23 protein-coding genes and 1 pseudogene are annotated in these 22,006 nt (G+C 35.8%); 16 read left to right on the top strand and 8 right to left on the bottom strand.

The window, feature by feature from the left end; translation table 11 throughout:
• The first annotated feature begins 1 nt into the window (after position 1).
• From OOL07_RS04155 to wsfD, 14 genes are all read left to right on the top strand, one after another.
• Positions 2 to 964: a hydrolase gene (locus tag OOL07_RS04155; protein ID WP_264695157.1), complete on the top strand. Its 963-nt coding sequence runs from the start codon at positions 2 to 4 to the stop codon at positions 962 to 964.
• Between the two features lie 10 nt (positions 965 to 974).
• Positions 975 to 1,370 carry an RNA-binding S4 domain-containing protein gene (locus OOL07_RS04150; RefSeq protein WP_264695155.1) on the top strand — a complete coding sequence of 132 codons (396 nt, stop codon included), beginning with the start codon at positions 975 to 977 and terminating at the stop codon, positions 1,368 to 1,370.
• Positions 1,371 to 1,447: 77 nt separating this feature from the next.
• Positions 1,448 to 2,317, top strand: a complete 870-nt coding sequence (locus OOL07_RS04145) for a UbiA prenyltransferase family protein (protein ID WP_264695153.1) — start codon at positions 1,448 to 1,450, stop codon at positions 2,315 to 2,317.
• A gap of 14 nt (positions 2,318 to 2,331) precedes the next feature.
• On the top strand, positions 2,332 to 3,468 hold the full coding sequence (locus tag OOL07_RS04140) for a hypothetical protein (protein ID WP_264695152.1): 1,137 nt from the start codon (positions 2,332 to 2,334) through the stop codon (positions 3,466 to 3,468).
• 4 nt (positions 3,469 to 3,472) lie between these two features.
• On the top strand, positions 3,473 to 4,660 hold the full coding sequence (locus OOL07_RS04135; RefSeq protein WP_264695150.1) for a hypothetical protein: 1,188 nt from the start codon (positions 3,473 to 3,475) through the stop codon (positions 4,658 to 4,660).
• Between the two features lie 169 nt (positions 4,661 to 4,829).
• Positions 4,830 to 5,120: a hypothetical protein gene (locus OOL07_RS04130; RefSeq protein ID WP_264695148.1), complete on the top strand. Its 291-nt coding sequence runs from the start codon at positions 4,830 to 4,832 to the stop codon at positions 5,118 to 5,120.
• Positions 5,121 to 5,191: 71 nt separating this feature from the next.
• Entirely contained in the window at positions 5,192 to 5,731 is a 540-nt protein-coding gene (locus OOL07_RS04125) for a hypothetical protein (RefSeq protein ID WP_264695147.1), read from the top strand.
• A gap of 2 nt (positions 5,732 to 5,733) precedes the next feature.
• On the top strand, positions 5,734 to 6,873 hold the full coding sequence (locus OOL07_RS04120) for a hypothetical protein (protein ID WP_264695146.1): 1,140 nt from the start codon (positions 5,734 to 5,736) through the stop codon (positions 6,871 to 6,873).
• A gap of 14 nt (positions 6,874 to 6,887) precedes the next feature.
• Positions 6,888 to 8,501 carry an ArnT family glycosyltransferase gene (locus OOL07_RS04115; RefSeq protein WP_264695145.1) on the top strand — a complete coding sequence of 538 codons (1,614 nt, stop codon included), beginning with the start codon at positions 6,888 to 6,890 and terminating at the stop codon, positions 8,499 to 8,501.
• A complete protein-coding gene (locus OOL07_RS04110; RefSeq protein WP_264695144.1) occupies positions 8,492 to 8,878 on the top strand; it encodes a GtrA family protein in 387 nt (128 codons plus the stop codon). Before OOL07_RS04115 ends, OOL07_RS04110 begins: the two co-directional genes overlap by 10 nt.
• 9 nt (positions 8,879 to 8,887) lie before the next feature.
• Positions 8,888 to 10,162, top strand: a complete 1,275-nt coding sequence (locus OOL07_RS04105) for an FAD-binding protein (RefSeq protein WP_264695143.1) — start codon at positions 8,888 to 8,890, stop codon at positions 10,160 to 10,162.
• Entirely contained in the window at positions 10,159 to 10,899 is a 741-nt protein-coding gene (locus OOL07_RS04100) for an SDR family oxidoreductase (RefSeq protein WP_264695142.1), read from the top strand. Before OOL07_RS04105 ends, OOL07_RS04100 begins: the two co-directional genes overlap by 4 nt.
• An 8-nt stretch (positions 10,900 to 10,907) precedes the next feature.
• Positions 10,908 to 11,501, top strand: coding sequence for an HAD family hydrolase (locus OOL07_RS04095; protein WP_264695141.1), 594 nt, complete (start codon positions 10,908 to 10,910; stop codon positions 11,499 to 11,501).
• A 7-nt stretch (positions 11,502 to 11,508) separates the two neighbouring features.
• Entirely contained in the window at positions 11,509 to 12,975 is a 1,467-nt protein-coding gene (gene wsfD, locus OOL07_RS04090; RefSeq protein ID WP_264695140.1) for a glycan biosynthesis hexose transferase WsfD, read from the top strand.
• On the opposite strand, the gene ampD is transcribed toward wsfD, so the two are convergent.
• A complete protein-coding gene (gene ampD, locus OOL07_RS04085) occupies positions 12,958 to 13,539 on the bottom strand; it encodes a 1,6-anhydro-N-acetylmuramyl-L-alanine amidase AmpD (protein WP_264695139.1) in 582 nt (193 codons plus the stop codon). The genes wsfD and ampD overlap by 18 nt on opposite strands.
• A gap of 13 nt (positions 13,540 to 13,552) precedes the next feature.
• Here ampD and nadC point away from each other — a divergent pair, with 13 nt between their 5' ends.
• A complete protein-coding gene (gene nadC / locus OOL07_RS04080) occupies positions 13,553 to 14,395 on the top strand; it encodes a carboxylating nicotinate-nucleotide diphosphorylase (RefSeq protein ID WP_264695138.1) in 843 nt (280 codons plus the stop codon).
• Here nadC and cysG read toward each other — a convergent pair.
• Positions 14,392 to 15,789, bottom strand: coding sequence for a siroheme synthase CysG (cysG, locus tag OOL07_RS04075; protein ID WP_264695137.1), 1,398 nt, complete (start codon positions 15,787 to 15,789; stop codon positions 14,392 to 14,394). The genes nadC and cysG overlap by 4 nt on opposite strands.
• 112 nt (positions 15,790 to 15,901) lie before the next feature.
• Here cysG and OOL07_RS04065 point away from each other — a divergent pair.
• A pseudogene (locus tag OOL07_RS04065) lies at positions 15,902 to 16,759 on the top strand (alpha/beta fold hydrolase).
• Positions 16,760 to 16,765: 6 nt separating this feature from the next.
• Here OOL07_RS04065 and ispF read toward each other — a convergent pair.
• The 6 genes from ispF to pyrG are packed head-to-tail and all read right to left on the bottom strand — an operon-like array spanning position 16,766 to position 22,000.
• Entirely contained in the window at positions 16,766 to 17,236 is a 471-nt protein-coding gene (gene ispF, locus OOL07_RS04060) for a 2-C-methyl-D-erythritol 2,4-cyclodiphosphate synthase (RefSeq protein ID WP_264695133.1), read from the bottom strand.
• A gap of 12 nt (positions 17,237 to 17,248) precedes the next feature.
• A complete protein-coding gene (gene ispD, locus OOL07_RS04055; protein WP_264696331.1) occupies positions 17,249 to 17,938 on the bottom strand; it encodes a 2-C-methyl-D-erythritol 4-phosphate cytidylyltransferase in 690 nt (229 codons plus the stop codon).
• Positions 17,938 to 18,213: a cell division protein FtsB gene (gene ftsB, locus OOL07_RS04050; RefSeq protein ID WP_264695132.1), complete on the bottom strand. Its 276-nt coding sequence runs from the start codon at positions 18,211 to 18,213 to the stop codon at positions 17,938 to 17,940. Before ftsB ends, ispD begins: the two co-directional genes overlap by 1 nt.
• Positions 18,214 to 18,238: 25 nt before the next feature.
• Positions 18,239 to 19,513, bottom strand: a complete 1,275-nt coding sequence (gene eno, locus OOL07_RS04045; protein ID WP_264695131.1) for a phosphopyruvate hydratase — start codon at positions 19,511 to 19,513, stop codon at positions 18,239 to 18,241.
• A 37-nt stretch (positions 19,514 to 19,550) separates the two neighbouring features.
• Positions 19,551 to 20,369 carry a 3-deoxy-8-phosphooctulonate synthase gene (kdsA, locus tag OOL07_RS04040; protein WP_264695130.1) on the bottom strand — a complete coding sequence of 273 codons (819 nt, stop codon included), beginning with the start codon at positions 20,367 to 20,369 and terminating at the stop codon, positions 19,551 to 19,553.
• A 2-nt stretch (positions 20,370 to 20,371) separates the two neighbouring features.
• A complete protein-coding gene (gene pyrG, locus OOL07_RS04035) occupies positions 20,372 to 22,000 on the bottom strand; it encodes a CTP synthase (RefSeq protein WP_264695129.1) in 1,629 nt (542 codons plus the stop codon).
• Between the last annotated feature and the right edge of the window lie 6 nt (positions 22,001 to 22,006).

The raw sequence follows: 22,006 nt of genomic DNA, 5'->3' as shown, positions 1-22,006 counted from the left end.
CATGATTATTTCAAGTGATTTTCAAGCTCCTTGGTGGCTTTCAAATTCGCATTTACAAACTATTTGGGGGGCACGGTTTCGTACTCGTCCGAAAACTTTACTTTTATGGGAGCGTTTAGAGCTCCCTGATGGAGATTTTTTAGATCTCACTTGGAGCGGGCAAGGAAAGAGCCCTATTGTTGTGATTCTTCATGGATTAGAGGGATCCTATCGTTCTCGATATGCTTCTGGAATTTTAGCAGCCATTGCTCATCAAGGATGGCGAGGTGTATTAATGCACTTTCGGGGGTGCAGTGGAGAGCCTAATCGCCTAAATCGGGGCTATCATTCAGGAGATACGGCAGATTTTCAAACCGTACTTAATATTCTGCAAGAAAGAGAGCCTAATACCCCACTTGCCGCTATTGGTTATTCTTTGGGTGGAAATGTACTCCTGAAATGGTTGGGCACTCAAATTAAACAAAATTATTTAAAAAGTGCGGTTGGGATTTCAGTTCCTTTTGATCTGCAGCAAGCTGCACAGCAGCTTGCTCAAAAAGATTCAAAAATATATCAAATTTCTTTAATTAGAGTACTCAAGCACTCTATGCATCGTAAATTTTCTAATAAAAATTGTCCCTTCAACCTAAAGGCTTTAAGAAAAGTACAGACATTTGAAGAGTTTGATAACTTAGTAACTGCCCCACTTCATGGATTTAGAGATGCCTATGATTATTGGCAACAATCTAGCTGCAAACAATTTTTAGCTAAAATAAAAACACCTACCCTTATCCTTCATAGTAAAGACGATCCTTTCTTGCCTCAAACAGCTATTCCTTCAGAGGCAGATCTTTCCGATTCAGTACAATTAGAGCTAAGCCAACAAGGGGGGCATGTAGGGTTTGTCAGTGGTAGCTTTCCATGGAATATGGAATATTGGCTAGATCAGAGAATTATCCGTTTTTTACAAACTTATTTGGGATAACTTTCAATGTATGGCTGAAGATGAAAAAATCCGTATTGATAAATGGCTCTGGGCAGCAAGATTTTTTAAAACCCGTAGCCTTGCCTCAGAAGCAGTCAGTGGTGGTAAAGTACACCTTAATCATCAGCGAGCTAAATCTAGTCATAGAGTAAACATTGGGGATCATCTCTTAATTCGCCGTGAGCAGTTTGAGTATGAAATTGAAGTTCTTAATCTTTCTAAACAGCGACGATCTGCACTTGATGCTGCAACTTTATATCAAGAAACGGAGCAAAGCCAAGCTAAAAGACAAGCACTTGCAACTCAGCTTAAAGAAGAACGAGCCCATTTAGGAATATCTACCCAAGGGCGACCCTCTAAGAAAGATCGGCGGCAAATTATTCGTTTTATTCGAAAAAGCGAATAAACTATCTATACTGCATTCTTCCTTGGAGAAAAGTATTATTTCTTTACTCTACTGATAGATATATAAAAATATAGAATATGATTAACCATCTTATAAAACTTGCTAGACCCTACCAGTACACGAAAAATCTATTTATTTTTCTACCTGCTTTTTTTGGATTCCAAATCACTAATATAGAAACCTTCACAAAAGCAGCGATTGCTTTTATTGGTTTTTCCCTCATTGCCAGCGCTATATATATATTTAACGACTGGATAGATAGAGAAGAAGATGCCCGTCATCCACAAAAATATACCCGCCCCCTTGCATCAGGACAAATAACGATTTCTACTGCTTTTGGTTTTTTGGGCCTACTTTTATTAAGCGGTGGATATATTTTATGGTCACTATCCTTAAATACTTTATTAATCACATTTATCTACTTAATTTTAAATCTTACTTATAGCCTTAAACTAAAACACATTGCCATTATTGACGTAATCATTATCGCTTCGGGTTTTGTAATTCGTCTTTTTATAGGTGCAGAGGCTACTCAAGTGATGCTATCTCACTGGATCATTGTGATGACTTTTTTACTAGCACTTTTTTTATCTCTGGCAAAACGGCGAGATGATGTCCTCATTTACCTAAATACGGATCAAAAACTCCGTAAAGTGATTGATGGGTACAATTTACAATTTCTTGATTTATCCATGATCATGTGTGCTTCAATTGTAATTCTAGCCTATATCTTATGGTCTATTTCTGCTGAAGTTGCACTGAGATTACATACCGATAATTTATATCTAACCTCTGTTTTTGTGTTGCTTGGTGTGCTTCGCTATATGCAAATTACTTTTGTAGAAGAAAGAAGTGGTAATCCCTCCAAAATACTACTGCGTGATTTATTCATCCAGCTTACTTTAATAGGGTGGATAGGTGCATTTATTTGGATTTTATATATATAAAAAGAGAAAAGTAGATGAGTTTTTTAAAAGAAAATAGAGATCTTAAAAAGATTGCATGGCTCGGACTAGGTATTTTTTTAATTTTACTTATCCATACTTTTTATAAATATCATATCCATATTAACTGGGCCATTATGGATGATAGTGCTTATACTCATTATCTATTTAACTATCAAGATGGTTTTATAAAACGAGGGTTAGTAGGGGAAATCTTTAGGCAACTTGATTTTCAAATGAGCTATAAATTAGCTCATGTAATTGGCTACTGCGTTTTCATTATTGCCTCTTTTTCCCTACTTATAGCTATTATTTGTCCCTTTAAAGGCTATTGGCAATCTACAGGGTTTTTACTATTTTTTCTTTTTGCACTTTCAAATTCAGGCACTTTTCAAGGTTTTTATAGGACTTTAGGGCATTTTGATAACATCAATTTTATCCTATCTCTACTATGTATTTTTCTTATCTATAAAATTAAAAAGCCACCTGTTTATATTCTTGCCTATGCCCTAATGGTTATAGCTATTTTAATTCATGAAGCAGCACTACTCATGTTTATACCGTTAGTATTAGCATTTAGCTTCTATTTAGATAGCAGTAAAAAAAATATATTACAGCTACTACTTCTCTCGGGTGCATTATTATTGACGACTACTGCTGTTTTTTACAACGGCATGACTAAAAATTCTACCCTAGATGAGCACTATTCAGAGTTAGTCAATACCTATGGGGATCATGTATATTACGAGGCAGTTGAAGTACTCCATGATCGAGGATTAGAGGAAAATTATCTGTATGTAAAAAATAAAAAGAGTGCTTATAAGGCTAAGGAAAACAAACGAATACTCATTCTTTTACTGCCTACTTTATTAATTTACCTTCTTTTCTGCTACGAAGAAATCAAAAGAGATGGTTATAGTAAGAAATTAATATTGCTTGCCTCTGCATTTAGCCCCCTTGCTTTATATCCTATTGCTGCTAGTTTTTATAGGTGGTGGGGGATGTCTATCACCAATTTTTTTGTAGCTATGGCTTTGATCGCAGCTACGGATAAGAGTTTTCGTGAATTTTTAGTCTCTTTCTTTTACCGACACCAAAATTTAACCTTAATTGCCATCGTATTTTGTACTATTGGTGGAAGTCTTAGATATTAAAAAAATGCTCTTTTTAAAAGAAACAAATGAGTTTAGAAAACTCTATTGGATAGGATTATTTGTCCTTCTAACGCTTATTACCCTTAAGAGTTACTACACTCCCTTTCCATCAGATTGGTTATATACCCATCTATTATTTAATTACCAAGATGAATTTGTTAAACGGGGATTAGTTGGAGAGATTATTCGCCAGCTAGGGGTTGCCATGAGCTATGATTCAGCTCTTTACATCGCTTATGGTATTTTTCTCTCAGTCTGTGCTGCATTATTGATTACTATCATTATACCTTTTAAAGGCTATTGGCAATCGACTGGTTGCGTATTATTTTTTCTTTTTGTTCTCTCCCACTCAGGTACGGTTCAACATTTTTATGATAATTTTGGTGCCTTAGATGGAGTTTGTTTGGTTCTTTCTTTATGTGCTTTACTTGTCATATATAAAATAAAAAAGCCATGGGCTTATTTTTTAGCCTACCCATTTATGGCAGCTGCTCTTCTTGTCCATGAAGGTACTTTTTTTACCTATATTCCCTTAATTTTTGCTTTTAGCCTTTATTTAAATAGCAGTAAAAAAAATATTCTGCAATTACTGTTATTCGGAATAGCTTTATTACTCATGACTACTGCCATTTTCTACTATGGTACAGCCAAGCATTCCACCTTAGATCAGCATTACAAAAAACTGATCAATATCTATGGAGATGATAGTAATGAGGTAACCATCGCTAAAGGAGCAATAGCAGTACTTCATGATCGAGGTATTAAAGAAAATATGCGCCTTGTTGCGTTAGATATAAAAAAATATGGCTCTGAGATCAAAAAAGAGCATCTTATACTTTTTATTACCCTATTTCCTACCTTTCTTATCTATGCAGACTTGATTTCAGAGGATATTAAGAAAAACGGTTACACTAAAAAATTACTACTCTTTGCCTCCGCATTAAGCCCACTTGCCCTATATCCTTTAGGCTATGATTTTTACCGATGGTGGTCTTTGAGCCTCACTAATTTATTTCTAGTTACGGCAATCATTGCAGGGATTGATGATCGATTTCGAGATTTACTTATTTCCTTTTTTCATCGATACCAGTACTTAGTATTGGTTGCCATTATTTTTTGCCTGATTAAAGGAGAATTAGGTGTATCTATGGGTGGTAATCTCTTTTTTAAAGATCTTGAGCTTTACAACTAAAAATGCTCTTTAAAGAAACTGGCGATCTTAAAAAGATTTTCTGGCTCGGATTATTTATCCTTTTACTTCTAATAATTAATAGCTATACAGGGGGAGAACTACGCTATTGGGAGTATACACACTTCTTATTTAATTATTTGGGGAGATAGTTCGCCAGCTAGGATTTACCATGAGCTATGAGTTAGCCACTTATATTGCCTATGGTATTTTCTTTGCAGTTTGTGCTGCATTATTAATTGTAATGACTTATCCGTTTAAAGGATATTGGCAATCTACAGGGTTTTTACTATTTTTTCTTTTTGTTTTTTCCCATTCTGGGACTATTTTGCATTTTTATCACGACTTTGAACACTTTGATGGTATCAATTTAATTTTAGCTTTGCTATGTCTATTTCTGATTTATGAAATCAGAAAGCCATTGATTTATATCTTAGTTTATCTAGTCATGGCAACTGCTTAGTATTAGCTTTTAGTTTTTATTTAGACAGCAGTAAGAAAAATATTCTACGACTCCTACTACTGGGAACTGCTTTGTTATTGATTACATATATGGTTTTTACTTACGGATTAGCACAAAACAGTACTTTAGAACAGCACTATGAAAAATTAGTCCATATGTATGGCGATCAAGTACATAAAAATGCAGTGGCTGTGCTTCACAATCGGTATATTCAGGAAAATATAAATATAATAATAGAAAACATCACCAGTGAGCGGAGAAGTAGAGAAATAATATCAGGGCATATTACACTGTTTATTGCTTTATTACCTACTTTTTTAATTTATGCAGGTTTGATTTATAAAGATATTAGGGAAAATAGTATCAGTAAAAAACTGTTATTTCTCGCTTCTGCGCTTAGCCCTCTTATCCTATATCCTTTAGGGTATGATTTTTTTAGATGGTGGGCATTAGCACTAACCAATTTATTTTTAGTAACTGGAATTATTGCTAGCATTGATAACCAATTTCGAGATTTATTGATCTCCTTTTTTTATCAAAATCAATATTTAGCGTTAATTGTCATTGCTTTTTGTCTGATTAAAGGTGCTTTAATTCATTCAATGTACTAAATATGATGTTCTTTAAAGAAACAGACGATGCAAAAAAAATCTACTGGCTGGGTGTTTTTATATTCTTAGCCCTGCTTGCTCATCTGTTTCATAGTCATGGTCATACCGGGTTAACTTATATAGATAATTGGAGTTACACGCAATTCTTATTTGATTATCAAGATGAATTTTTAAAACGAGGATTATTAGGGGAAATCCTTCGCCAATTAGGCTTTCAAATGAGCTATGAAATAGCCAATACGCTAGCTTATGGGATTTTCTTAGGGGTTTTTCTTACTCTATTACTAGTGTTTATTCTACCTTTTAAAGATTATTGGCAGTCCACCGGTTATTTGCTGTTTTTCCTGTTTATTTTTTCTCATTCAGGGACTATTCAACACTTTTATCATGATTTTGGTCGAACCGATGGGATTGGGTTAATACTTACTTTACTCTCTATATTGATCATTTATAAAAATAGTAATCTATTTGCCTATTTCTTTGCTTATTTATTAATGACCATAGCCATTCTTATTCATGAGGCTACTTTTTTTATCTATATACCTTTAGTTCTTGTTTTTGGTTTTTATTTGAGTTCCTCTAAAGAGGCTAAAATAACACTGAGTGTTTTAGCCAATCTCTTCTTGTGTACTACCTATATAGTCTCTACCTATGGATTAGCTCAAAATAGCACTTTAAATCAGCACTATGAAAAGCTTGTTAGTATTTACGGAGATCGGGTACAGCAAGATTCATTGGCAGTAGTCCATAACCGAGAAATTAAAGAAAATTTCAATTTTACAGTAGTGCAGTTAAAAACAGAGAAAACAAAAACAAAGCACTTTAAGAGATTTTTTGTGTTGATTCCTACGCTGCTGTTAATTGCTAGTCTGATATTTGAAGATATTTATAAAAATGGCTATAGCAAAAAACTACTTTTATTTATTGCTGCTTTAAGCCCCCTTGCCTTGTATTTTTTAGGAGCTGATTTTTTTAGATGGTGGGCATTAGCTTTAACTAACTTGTTTATTGCTTTTGCTTTAATTTCAGGCCTAGATAGTCAATTTCGAAAATTACTGATTTCTTTTTTCTATCGGCATCAAGTATTAGTCTTAGTAGCTATTTCGTTTTCCCTTCTTCAAGGAGATATTGGTGTTAGCTAAAAACAGATAATTAGATGATAAAAACTAAAAAACTAAACTTAGAAGATTATGTTACCTTTTTAATCTCCTTAATACCTGCAGTTTTTTGGTATATTTGGCTGATCAAAAAAGGAATTGCTCTTAGCCCTGATTCAGGCGGTTATCTTTATTCCTCGCTATTTTTATTTAACCATTTTGATCTCTCTGGTTTTAGAACTCAATGGTCGCCCGGGTATCCACTATTTATTGCGGCTATGGAGTGTATACACCCCTCTCCTGCGGTTTCTGCAACATTAATTGCAGCTATCTCATTATTTTTTGCTATTTATTTCGTAAATAAAATCTTAGATTTTTTTGAATTTGAGTATGAGATCTATCTTAAGATTTTCGCAGTAGCCCTACTCATCCTTAATATTAAGTTTATATATGTATATCAATACGCATGGAGCGAGAACCTTTTTACAGCTTTCTCCCTAGCGGTTGTTTATTTTTTAATGAAGCACTATAAGACAAGGCATTTTAAAAATTTAATTTTTGTTTCCATACTTGTATCACTGACGGCACTTACTCGATATCTTGGGTATTATGCTATTTTTTTATTTGCTTTATATGTTTTTTTTATAAGACTAATTGATAAAAAATTATTCGCTTTTAGCTCACTTAAATATTATCTATTAATAGTATTATCAGCTGTTCCATCTATATTATGGGTAGTTAGGAATTATTTAAAAGATCAAACTACCCATGGACTAAGAATCCCCTCTCCTTGGAATATATCAATAAATATTGAAAGATTTGTAGATACAATTACAACTGATAACCAAGCAATTTCATCTCTATACCTGCTGGCTACTTTTCTTTTTTTATTTTTTTTATGTAAAGTATTTATAAAAAAACAATATAGGGATCTTAAGCAATATATTCCTATATGTATTCCGCTGTTTTCTGTATGCATTTATGTTGGGCTCACAATTTATAGTGCAACGGTATCTTATTTTGATCCACTAGATACAAGGTTTTTTGCACCTATCTATCCGTTTTTAATTATTTTCCTTTTTTGGGCAATAGGTTTTATATTATGTTTAACGCACTCAAGGGTAATTAAAAAAGTATTTATTGTTGGGTTTATTGCTCTTGGGTTCCAAGCACTGGCCGTAGAAGCGAATAGCTTTAAGGATTTTATATTTAAAAAATACGATCCTTATATTTATACTGAACTTGGCTACTACGATTCTAGTTTATTTAAAGATACTCAAACATGGTTCTCTAAAATCCTTGCTCAAAACCGTTCAGTAACTGATCTCTATCTGTTTGCAGATTACTTCTATACAGAGGAGAATTTTGTAAGGCGAGATATAGCTAGAGTAGTGCTTTATCGAGACAGAAATTTTGATAAATATCAACTTATAGGCTACAGAGCAGTATCTCATGAATTGCATTTGTTACTAAAGGATAATCATGAGATTGAGCATCAACTGATTTATCATTCAAAGTATTTCTTAGATGAACAAAGTTACGAAAATATTATTCACCATAGCTACATTGCCATATTAGATGACACAAGATTTAAACAATTCTTGGCATATCAACCCAATCCACCTTGCCAAATCACTACTTCCCGTGGTCATCACTTTATCCAATGTTTATAATTCTATATACCCTTTTTGCATTTATTGCTACCGGCATTAATCTTTTATTCCAGTGGCCCATCTTTCATTTTTTTGAAGGTAAATGGGTTTTGTATGGGGCACTAATGGTAGGGACCTTAGCAGGTCTAGTAACTAAGTATATTTTGGATAAAAAATGGATTTTTCGTTATGAAACGAAAAATAAAAAAGATAATCTACAAAAATTTGGGCTTTATTCTTTGATGGGTGTATTTACAACTTTTATTTTCTGGGGTACAGAAATGTTATTTTTTTATTTTTTTTCTTTTGAAGGGGCTCAATATATAGGTGGTGCGATTGGTCTTACTGTGGGCTATATGGTGAAGTATTTATTAGATCGCCGATTTGTATTTGTCTAAAATTATATTATGAAAATCTCAGGATGGGGGCGTTACCCAGTTATTGATGCAGAACCATTATCAAATAACTACCAAATCTGGAAAAATCCTTTTGTAGCTTCAGGGAATTTTCGTAGCTATGGTGATGCAGCTTTAGCTCAGCACTATTTACCCCAGCATCGCCAAAACCATATGCTCTCTTTTGATGAGCAAAACGGATTGCTTACCTGTGAGGCTGGGGTTTTATTTTCAGAAATTATAGAAGCCTTTTTACCTCGTGGCTGGTTTTTACCTGTCACCCCAGGAACCAAATATATTACGGTAGGTGGTGCTATTGCCTCCGACGTTCATGGTAAGAATCACCATGCTCAGGGTTGCTTTAGCCAATACTTAAAATCTTTTGTCCTATTGCTTCCTAATCATCAGTACTTTATCTGCTCTCCTACAGAAAATGCAGATTTATTTCACGCAACTTGTGGTGGAATGGGCTTAACTGGAATTATTACACAAGCCTCTTTTTACTTAAAGCCAGTATCCTCTCAATGGATTAGTCAAACTACGATTAAAACTAGTAATCTTGCAGGCACTTTTGAAGCTTTTGAAGCTCATCAGAGTGCTCCTTATTCTGTGGCCTGGATTGATTGTCTTGCCCAAGGAGAAAAACTGGGGCGATCCTTACTTATGGTGGGCGATTTTGCAACAGATGGTGATTTGGCTTACCAGCCCCCAAAAACTAAGCTTACCATTCCCTTTGATTTTCCTACATTTACCTTAAATAGGTGGAGTGTTAAAGCATTTAACACGCTTTATTATGGTAAAGCTCTTCAAGGGGTTTCTCAGCAGAAACCACATATAGATTCTTTTTTCTATCCTTTAGATGTGATTTCTCAATGGAATCGAATCTATGGTAAAAAAGGATTCGTCCAATTTCAGTTTATTTTACCTAAAACGGTGAGTTTTGATGGATTGACTACTATTTTACAGCGACTTAAAAATTTGGAGAGTTTTTTAGCAGTACTTAAATTGTATGGAAAAGAAAATAAAAATTGGCTCTCTTTTCCTATGGAAGGCTATAGTCTTGCTTTAGATTTCAAAGCAAATCCTACTACAGTAAAGCTTATTCAAGAAGTGACTAATCAAGTAGTTGCACTAGGTGGGCGTATTTATTTAGCTAAAGATGCACTGCTCACCAAAGAGCAATTTGAACAAAGCTACCCAAATGTAGATCGTTTCCGTAAGTTACGACAAGAATTAGAACTAGATTTATACTTTCAATCTTTACTCTCAAAAAGGCTTGCATTATGAATCAAGGACAATGGGTATTAATTTTAGGAGCAAGTAGCAATATAGCAATTGCTTGTGCTAGACGCTACGGAAAAGCTGGATATAATTTATATTTAGCCTCTCGTAACACAGAGACGTGTGAGAAAATAGCCACTGATATTCAAGTACGCTTTAAAGTTGCTACCCAAATATTAGCTTTTGATGTAATAGATTTTACTAGCCATCAAAGCTTTTATAAAGGGTTGTCTATCAAACCGATAGGCGTTGTTTTTGCAGCTGGTTTAATGACTGATCAACAATTAGCACAGCAGGATTTTAATCAAGCAAAAGCGATGATTAATACTAATTATGCAGGTGCAGTAAGCATTTTAGAAATCATTGCTCAAGATTTTGAGCAACGTAAATCAGGATTCATTGCCGTCATTAGTTCAGTGGCAGGAGATCGAGGACGGCAAAGTAACTATATTTATGGCTCTACCAAAACAGCCTTAACTGCTTATCTATCAGGTCTTTGTCATCGATTAAGTTTCTCTGGTGTTACCTTACTGACGGTAAAACCAGGCTTTGTGAATACTAAAATGACTGCGGGTTTAAATTTACCTGCTCGCCTCACTGCACAGCCAGAAGAAGTAGCAGACGCTATTTTTGATGGGGTAATCAAGAAGAAATCAGTGATTTACGTTAAATCTATTTGGCGTTGGATTATGCTCATCATCATCCATTTACCTAATTTTATCTTTCATAAAACAAAACTTTAATTTTTATTATGAATAATGGTATTGCTTTTTTTGACTTTGATGGGACTCTTACCTATCGGGACAGTATTGCCGATTTTATTTTGTTTTCAAAAAGTTGGCCTCAAGCCTTATTAGGGGGAATTATACTTTCTCCCACCTTACTTGCCTATGGTTTAAAACTACAAAACAATAGCCTTGCGAAGGGAAAGGCACTCACCTATTTTTTTGGTGGTATGGCTGAGAGTGAGTTGATATGCAAAGGGCATCAGTATGCTACACAGAGAATCCCGCAAATATTAAAACCTGCGGGATTAGAAAAGATACGCTGGCATCAAGAGCAAAATCATAAAGTAGTGATTGTTAGTGCCTCTATTGATCTTTGGCTTCAAGGTTGGACTGAGAGCCTTGATATGGATTTAATTGCTACTCAATTAGAAACGGTTAATGGGCTAATTACAGGACAATATGTAGGTGAGAATTGCTACGGAGAGGAGAAAGTACGAAGAATTAAAGCGGCCTATGATTTAGATAATTATTCAGAAATCTATGCCTACGGAGATACCCCCGGCGATAAACCCATGCTTGCTTTAGCTCATTTTCCTTTCTATCGCCCATTTAAATAGATTTCTATTGTATTTTAGATCACTGGCATCTCACGTTAAAAAACATCATATTTCAATCCTTACCTACTTACTGATTGCTGTCACTTTCCTTAAGATAATTTTAGTCGTTTTTATTGACCCTTTTATGGGTTATGCCAATAGCTATGATTTTACAAGACAATCCAGCTGTATCGGGATTTGGCAGTCTTATTCAGATAAACCTAAAACAGAAGCGAATCGGCTCTACGCTGTTAATACTTTGATTTTTGACGGAGATCAGAGAAAACAAGCCTGTCTAAAATCTATTGATAATGCATTTCCTTGGATAACCACTGTTTTTCATACTTTTGGGGATAAGATTGATTTTAGGGAAATTGCTTTTTGGAAAGTTGCTTTTTTATCGATCTTACTGAGTAGCTTACTTTTTATTATTAGAGGGGAAATAAATAGGCTTATTCTTGCTTGGCTCTTTTTTTTAGTTTTCAGCGATCTCAGTAATTTGCTCTATATTAATACATTATATGCTGATTTTTCTGCTCTTTTAGGACTATTTTTTGCTTTATTCAGCATAATTTATCTTATTTCGGTAAAGAGAACAGAGCTAAGCCTATCCCTAATTCTCTTTACTCTATGTTCCTTAATATGGCTTGGATTAAGTAAACAGCAATACATGCCTTTAGCAGTACTTCTAGGGTTAATAGGCAGTATTACTTTATTTTTGAAAGGGTATAAAAAGAGCTGTATAGGAATACTACTACTTTCTTTAGGGCTCCCCTTAGCGTACGACCAGTTAAATCAACCTAATTCAGAAAATATGCAAAGTACCAGCTTAGTTAATAAAACTGATACTTTTCTCCAAGCCGTATTAGCTGCAGCTACCAATAAAAAACAAGCAATAGAAAAGCTTAGGTTACCTCAATCTTGCTTAAAAGGAATAGGGATAAGTTGGTACGGCATAGAAAATCCAGATCATCATCCATGCCCAGAGGTTGAGAGCCTCAATAGATTTCAGATTATTGATTTATTTATCACTGATCCTAGGATATTTTTTATTCCTATGAGTAAGGGGATTGCCGGAACATACCCCTATTATCCTACTTATTTAGGGCATCTAGAATTTCAAAATCATAACTTTCAGTACTCTAATCAATATGAGTTACTAAAGACTTCTTCCCTATCCTATGTATTTTCTAAAACTATCCCGCAAAGTGTATTGTCCTTATTTACCTTATTTTTAATCACAGCGAGTTTGATAGTTTGTTTACTGTTAGTAAAATCAACTGATCAAAATTCCTATCTGAAGTTATTTATATCCATAAATAGCTTAGGTAGTTTTGTCCTATTTTATTCTGTGTTTTCCTCCGTATTTGGCGATGGCTATATTGAGCTTCAAAGACATGGGATAGGATTTTTATTGGGGATGAATTTTAGCCTTACAGGGTTTATTTTTTTATTACCTTGTATAAACTATAAAAAATTACTTATCAGCAAGTAATTTTTTTAAATAGCCCCAATCAAAACCTACGCCCGGATCAGTTTTACGCCCTGGAGCAATCTGTTCATGGCCTACAATTCGATCAATAGATAAACTAGGGTAGGTAACTATGAGTGCTTGAATTAGTTGGGCAAGGGTTTGATATTGGATTTGCTCATAAAGAGTAGTATCTGTACCTTCAAGTTCTATCCCAATGGTAAAATCATTACAGTTTGTTCGGCCTTGAAGGGAAGATACCCCTGCATGCCATGCCCGTTTATGAAAAGACACATATTGAGTAAGCAACCCTTGACGGGTAATCAATGCATGGGCAGATACTTTCAAATGATGAATTTCTTGAAAATAGGGATGAGCATTGGAATCAAGAGTATTGGTAAATAGTCTATCAATCCAAGAGTCACCATATGTTCCCGGTGGTAAACTAATACAATGAATCACCAGCCAATCTACTATAGTGTCAGCAGGTCTTTCATCATAATTAGGGGAAATAAGATGGCGTATATGAGCAAGCCAGCCTTGAGAATCTATAGAAAACTTATTTAAAGGAATTAAAGACACGATCATTTTCTAAATATCTATGAATAATCATCAGAATCATAATATTGAAGCAGAAGTTCGCCAAGCACTTGCAGAGGATATAGGCAGTGGCGATATCACCGCTTCCTTAATTAAGGATACCGCTACGGTAAAAGCAACTGTAATTAGTCGAGAAGATGCAATTCTTTGTGGTATCCCTTGGTTTTCAGAAGTGTTTCGTCAATTAGATTCTCATATTAAGATTAATTGGGCATTACAGGATGGAGATTTTATTACCCCTAATCAAATTATCTGCACCCTTATGGGATCTGCTGTTCCCATCTTAATAGGAGAGCGTACTGGCTTAAATTTTTTGCAAACTTTATCTGCTACTGCAATGAGTGCTCATCGCTATGCTACAGCTATTTCAGGATTATCGACTAAAGTTTTAGATACCCGCAAAACGATTCCGGGACTACGTAATGCTCAAAAATATGCGGTACGCTGTGGTGGTTGCCATAATCATCGCTACGGATTATACGATGGGATTTTAATTAAAGAGAATCATATTTTAGCGGCAGGTTCTATTACCCAAGCTATTCAACAAGCAAAAAGAAATAACCCTAAAAATCTATCAATAGAAACGGAAGTAGAAAATCTTATTGAATTTCAAGAAGCATTGGATGCAGGAGCAGATATTATTTTATTGGATGATTTTAAAATTTCAGATCTTATTAAAGCAGTTGAGCTAAATCAGAAAAGAGTAAAACTAGAGGCCTCTGGCAGTATTAATTTAGCAAATATCCGCCAAGTTGCAGAAACTGGAGTGGATTATATCTCTATTGGTGCATTAACTAAGGACATTAAAGCCATAGATTTATCCATGCGGTTTCAATATACTTAGGCTAGGCTCGATGGATTAAACCACAAAAATTGATCATGAAGTTTTACTACCTCACCAATGATAATTAAGGTAGGTGCCTGAATTTCTTCCTTAGTAATGAGACTAGGCAAGGTAGCTAATGTACCTGTAAACACTTTTTGGTTTACGGTAGTGCCTTGTTGAATCAAAGCCACTGACATAGTAGCTACCATTCCATGTTCTATTAATTTTTGGCATAGTAAAGGAAATCCTGTTAGCCCCATATATACCACAATAGTTTGTTGTGGCTGTACTAATGCCTGCCAATTTAAATCTAATTTCCCATCTTTAAGCTGCCCAGTGATAAAAATACAGCTATGGGCATAATCTCGATGGGTGAGAGGAATTCCGCCATAACAAGCACAACCTGAAGCTGCACTAATACCGGGAACAATTTGAAAAGGAATCTGCTCAGTCACTAAGTGGGCAATTTCTTCCCCACCTCTGCCAAAAATGAAAGGATCTCCGCCTTTTAACCGTAGTACCCGCTTACCTTCTTTAGCATGAGTCACTAATAAATCATTAATTTCCTCTTGTCGCAGGCTATGCCAGTTTCTTTTTTTCCCCACGTAAATCTGTTCAGCTTCTCTTCTAACTAAATTTAGAATTTCTGGGCTGACTAAACGATCATAAAGCACCATATCGGCTTGCTGCATTAATCGTAAGGCGCGAAAAGTGAGTAAATCTGGATCTCCAGGACCTGCCCCTACTAAATATACTTCTCCTTGAGAAGGATCTTGATGAGTAATTAATGCTTGATCTAGTGCATTGCTCGCTTCCTGTTCTTGACCAGCTAATACTTGTTCTCCAATTTTTCCTTGTAACACTTTTTCCCAAAATATTCTGCGAGCTTTAGGATCAGTAATATAGAGTTTTACTTTGCTGCGGTAATAAACCGCAAAACGAGCAAGACGACCATAACGATGGGGAATTAAAGATTCTAGCTTAGTACGTAATAGTCGAGCAAGGGTTGGAGATGCCCCTCCAGTAGATAAAGCAATCACTACAGGAGAGCGATCCACAATGGCAGGGAAAATAAAAGTACAAAGCTGGGGACTATCTACTACATTCACTAATATATGACGTACTTGTGCTAATCGGCTAACCTGCTTATTTAGATCTTGATCACTAGTTGCTGCAATCACCAAGTGATAGTCTTCTTGAATATCACTTTTCTGGAATGGTTTTTGTTGTATTTGGATAGATCCCACTTCTTTGGTAAGTATTTGTAATTGCTCGCATATTTCTAAAGCAACAATCGTAACGATCGCTCCTGCCTGATAAAGCAACCCTACTTTTCGGGTAGCCACTACCCCACCCCCTACTACTAAGCATTTTTTTCCCTGTAGATTTAAAAAAATAGGTAAATATTTCAAAAAAATAGAAATTTATAGTAATAAATTAAAATATAGAACACTTCTATAGTCTAAATCTTAGATAAAACAAATGAATTCAAAAATGTTTTTCAATTGAAATAGATATACTTTTATGAGGTTAAAACATCACTTTATAAAAGTAAATGGCATTAACTTACATTATGTTCGCCAAGGATATGGCAAAAAATTAGTAATTTTATTGCATGGATGGCCTGAATTCTGGTATAGCTGGCGATATCAATTATCAGAGCTAGCTAAAAAATTTACTGTTATAGCTCCAGATTTAAGAGGGTTTAACCTTTCAGATAAACCTAATAGAGTAGCGTGTTACCAAACTAAATATGTTATATAAGATATCCATACACTTATAGAACAGCTTAGGTTTCATCAAGCCTTTATTGTAGGTCATGATTGGGGGAGTGCAGTTGCTTGGCATTTTGCTACTTGCTTTCCAAAGCAAACTGAAAAGTTAACTATCCTCAATTGCCCTCACCCTAAATTAATGATGGAAAATCTCCTTACAAACCCCCGTCAGTTGATAAAAAGTTGGTATATGATTGCCTTTCAGATTCCAGTGATTCCAGAGCTAATTCTGAGTAAGACTCTAAAAAAATTTTTTGAATCTAATATGCAAGGCTGGCTCTTTAATAAAGAGTATATTAATGGTAGAGATATTAACCTCTATGTTAATGCGTTTAAGGAAAGAGATTCATTAACTGCTTCTATAAACTATTATCGTGCTGGATTTCGTTATGGAGTAAATAGAGATTTACGTAATAAAAAAGTAGTGGTTCCCACAAGAATTATTTGGGGCAAAAACGATAAAGCTTTAACTACTGACCTTAATAAAAAATTGGATAAGGTAATGAATGCTAGGTATGAAGTAATATATTTAGATTCCTGTAGCCATTGGATTCAGGTGGATTGCCCTCAAGCAGTAAACGAGCTATTGTTCACCTTTTTTAATTAAATATCTTTATTCTTTCAATAAGACGACTGCATGGGCAGCAATACCCTCAACCCTACCGATATAACCCATCTTTTCTGTAGTCGTAGCTTTAATATTTAATCGATTGCTGGGAATGCCAAGAATGGGGGCTAATGTTTCTTTCATACTTGGAATATAGGCAGCAAGCTTTGGTTTTTGAGCAACGATAGTAATATCCCCATTACTTAGGGTTAAGTTCTGCTGATGCACTAAATTCATCACATGTTGAAGTAATTTCTGGCTATCTGCATTTTCAAAGGCAAGATCTGTGTCTGGAAAGTGCTGACCAATATCCCCTAATGCAGCAGCACCCAGTAAAGCATCACATAAGGCATGAATTGCCACATCTCCATCTGAATGAGCAATGATACCCTGTTCAAAAGGAATTTTTACTCCACCGATAACCAGATCTTTTCCAATGCCAAAGCGATGAACATCAAAACCATGACCTACCCGCATTTCTAACTACTCCTATAGGGATAAAAATAATTCTGCTTGGGCAAGATCTTGAGGGTGCGTAATTTTAATATTACTCCCATGACCCTCCACCAGATAAGGAGCATATCCCGCTTGCTCCATAGCGCTAGCTTCATCAGTAACGTAGTTACCATAACGAATAGCGCTGGCTAGTGCATCATGGAGCTTTTTGAATCGGAACATTTGGGGGGTGAGTGCTCGCCATAAATTTTCCCGACTTACAGTAACCACTACTTCTCTTTGATCGCTACCTCGTTTTAAGGTATCACTTACAGGTAATGCGAGTAACCCGCCTACGGAATGGTTGTTTAGAGTCTTAATCAATAAATTTAAATCCATTTGCTGTAAGCAAGGCCTAGCTGCATCATGAACTAAAACCCAATCTTCTGAGTTCGCTAATGTCTGTAAATATACCAAACTATTAAGTACGGAGTGGCAGCGTTCTTTACCTCCTGCAACCCTCATAATTTTAGGGTGTTGTATAGGGAAATACTGGGACCACCAATAATCTTCATCAGAAGTAGCCACTATAATTCCTTGAATAGCCGGGTAATCCAGAAAGATGTTGATAGTGTGCTCAAGTACAGTTTTCCCTAACAGAGGGAGGTATTGCTTAGGGATTTGGCTCCCCATTCGCTTTCCCACTCCTGCAGCAGGGATAACTACCCAATAATTAGGAGAGATCATTTCTCAATAACTTGAAAAAATGTTTCATTTTTTTTAATCATTCCCAGCTCACTTCTTGCTCGCTCTTCTATCGCTTCTAGCCCATCTTTTAAATCTTGCACTTCAGCATTTAGAAATTGATTACGTTCTGCAAGCTTCTGATTTTCTTCCTGTTGCTGCACAATAATTCGATTTAGGTGCTGTAATTCACTAAGACCATTAGGCTTTATCCATATACTATATTGAAGTGATATTAATAACCCGAATAAAATAAGTAATACAATAAATCGCACAAGATAATAGAAGAATTCATATGAGCTATGATCTGGTAAATACTTTATGCCCAGGGAAAGTAGCTTTGTTCCCTAAAGCCTCTTCAATACGAATAAGTTGATTATATTTAGCTACCCTATCAGTACGAGATAAAGACCCAGTTTTAATTTGACCGCTACAGGTAGCCACCGCTAAATCTGCAATAAAAGTATCTTCCGTTTCTCCAGAGCGATGGGAAATTACTGTAGTATACTTGGCATCTTTTGCCATATGAATAGCAGCGAGTGTTTCAGTTAAAGTACCAATTTGATTAACTTTAATTAAAATAGAGTTAGCAATATTTTTATCAATCCCCTCTTTTAAAATTTTGGTGTTAGTAACAAATAAATCATCTCCCACCAGCTGAATCTTCTGATTTAACGTTTGGGTAAGTAAAGTCCAGCCTTCCCAGTCATTTTCGGCCATTCCATCTTCAATAGAAACGATAGGGTAGCGATCTACCCAGGTTTCAAGCACACGAGTTAATTCTTCACTGGTATGTTCTTTACCATCAAAGATATAGTGATTTTTTTTGTAAAATTCAGTACTGGCCAAATCCATAGCTAGCCCTAAATCGTGACCAGGTGTATATCCTGCCTTAGTAATGGCTTCTAAGATTGCTTCAATAGCTGATTCATTAGAGGGTAAATCAGGAGCAAACCCGCCTTCATCTCCAGCATTAGTGTTTAATCCTCGACTGTGGAGTATACTTTTCAGGCAGTGAAACACTTCTGCTCCATAACGGACTGCTTCAGTAATATTTTTTGCCCCAAAGGGTACAATCATAAACTCTTGTATATCTACATTGTTATCTGCATGTACTCCCCCATTGAGAATATTCATCATGGGCACAGGCATTTGGAAAACACCATTTTTATTTAAGTAACCATATAAAGGCTTTTTTTCTTCTTGAGCTGCTGCTCGAGCAGTGGCTAGCGAAACTGCTAAAATTGCATTTGCACCTAATCGAGCCTTATTGGGTGTACCATCTACCTCAATCATCATTTGATCAATCGTTTCTTGCTGGGTTGCTTCCTGGCCTAAAATTCTTTGAGCAATTTCCCCATTGATGTAAGCGACTGCTTTTTGTACTCCTTTGCCGCCATAACGCGTAGAGTCTTGATCCCGCAATTCTATGGCTTCACGAGAACCAGTAGATGCACCAGAGGGTACTATAGCTTGACCTATAGCACCTGACTCAAGGGTAATCTCAGCTTCTACTGTAGGATTACCTCTTGAATCGAGCACCTCTCTGCCAAGAATTTTAGTGATTTTACTCATTTAAGCCTATCTCCCTAATATAAAAAATATATAGATACTATTGATTATTATTTTTTATTGCTCTATCAATAATCTGTAAAGTTATTAATAACACTTCTATCTCTTGTAGAGGCACAGAATTAGGACCATCGCTTAGTGCCTTACTAGGATTTGGGTGAGTTTCCATAAAGATACCCGAAATTCCGACCGCAGTAGCAGCTCGAGCTAATGGAGGTACAAACTCACTTTGCCCACCAGATCTTCCTCCCAATCCTCCGGGTTGTTGTACTGAATGGGTAGCATCAAATATTACTGGACAGCCTGTATTTCGCATAATCACTAAGCTACGCATATCGGAGATTAAATTATTATAACCAAAAGAAACACCACGCTCACAGACCATAATTTGCTGATTACCTACAACTTTTGCTTTTTCTACCACATGTTCCATATCCCAAGGGGCTAAAAATTGTCCCTTTTTAATATTAACGGGCAACCCTTGGCACGCTACATTTTGGATAAAGTTTGTTTGTCGACAAAGAAAAGCTGGTGTTTGTAATACATCAACTACTGCTGCCACTTCTGATAATGGAGTATCTTCATGAACATCGGTTAATATAGGTACTTGTAAATTTTTTTTTACCTTCTCTAAAATAGCTAAACCTTGATCAAACCCTAATCCTCTAAAACTATTGATTCCAGTCCGGTTTGCTTTATCAAAAGAAGATTTATAAATAAAAGGAATTCCTAACCGAGTAGTAATTTCTTTAAGTTTTCCTGCAGTTTCCAACGCAAGCTCTTCGCTTTCAACCACACAAGGACCTGCAATCAAAAATAAAGGATAAGCTAATCCTACTTTAAATCCGCAAAGATCCATAGTTAAATAGCTTTCCTATTTTTGAAAGCTGCTGTAATAAAACTCATAAAAAGAGGATGGCTATCCCGAGGAGTAGAGGTAAATTCAGGATGAAATTGACAGGCAATAAACCAAGGATGATTGGGAATTTCTATAATTTCTACCAGATCTCCTTGAGAGGAAACCCCTGAGATAACCAACCCTGAAGATTTAAGCATCTCTCGATAACTATTATTAAACTCATAGCGATGGCGGTGCCGCTCTGTAATTACCTCTTTACCATACAACGTAGCAGTTTGAGTATTAGGTAATAATTTACATTGATAGGCACCTAAGCGCATGGTACCTCCAAGATCAGTATTCGTACTTCTCTGTTCTAAAGTACCATCATCTCTCTGCCATTCAGTTACTAATGCAATCACTGGATTTTGGGTATGTTGATCAAACTCTGTACTATGTGCTTGTAGTAATCCTACCTTATTACGAGCAAACTCAATAATGGCAACTTGCATCCCTAAACAAATCCCGAGATAAGGAATGTTATGTTCTCTAGCATATTTTGCAGTTGCAATCTTACCCTCAATCCCCCGCTTACCAAACCCACCAGGGACTAAAATAGCATCTAATTTAGAGAGACTATCAATACCCTGTGCTTCAATATCTTCTGAATCAAAATAAGTAATATGGACTCGAGTCCGTGTATGAATCCCGGCATGAATCAATGCCTCAGAAAGAGATTTATAGGCCTCTTTATGATCTACATATTTACCTACTAGACCAATAGTGGCTTCTTTATCTGGATGACCTAAATTATAAAGTACTTGCTGCCACTCAGTCAGTACTGGAGGATTTGAGTTTAACTGAAGATGGTCAGTGACAATGCTGTCTAAGCCCTGATCGCCTAATTCTATAGGTACTTTATAAATACTATCAACGGTTGCAGCTGAAATAACTGCCTTCTCAGGTACATTAGTAAATAAAGCGATCTTACGCCGCTCCTGAGATGGGAGTAAATGCTCTGATCGGCACACTAAAATATCGGGCTGAATACCTATAGATCTAAGCTCTTTCACTGAATGCTGTGTAGGTTTTGTTTTTAATTCTCCTGCAGAAGAAATAAAGGGAATTAAGGTTAAGTGAATATAAAGGGTATTGTGATACCCTAATTCAATACGCATTTGACGAATTGCTTCTAAAAACGGCAGTGATTCTATATCGCCTACGGTGCCACCAATTTCCACTAATGCAATTTCTGAATCTACTGCCCCTCTATGAATACAACGCTTAATCTCATCCGTAATGTGAGGGATTACCTGAACGGTGCTGCCTAAATAATCGCCTTTACGCTCTTTCGCAATCACTCGTTCATAAATTTGCCCAGTGGTATAGTTATTATACCGGGTCATTTTAGTACGAACAAAGCGCTCGTAATGTCCTAAATCAAGATCGGTTTCTGTCCCATCTTCAGTAACAAATACCTCTCCATGCTGGTAAGGACTCATGGTACCAGGATCTACATTAATATAGGGATCAAGTTTAATGAGTGTTACTTTAAACCCCCTAGCCTCAAGTAGTGTACCTAAAGAAGCTGACGTAATTCCCTTGCCTAAGGAAGAGACAACACCACCGGTAATAAAAATAAATTTTGTCATAGATTG

The organism is Candidatus Nitrosacidococcus sp. I8 (assembly GCF_945836005.1).
In the GTDB taxonomy this organism is placed as follows: domain Bacteria; phylum Pseudomonadota; class Gammaproteobacteria; order Nitrosococcales; family Nitrosococcaceae; genus Nitrosacidococcus.
The sequence above is the reverse complement of the archived record's forward strand: the minus strand, read 5'-3'. Positions and strand labels throughout refer to the sequence as shown.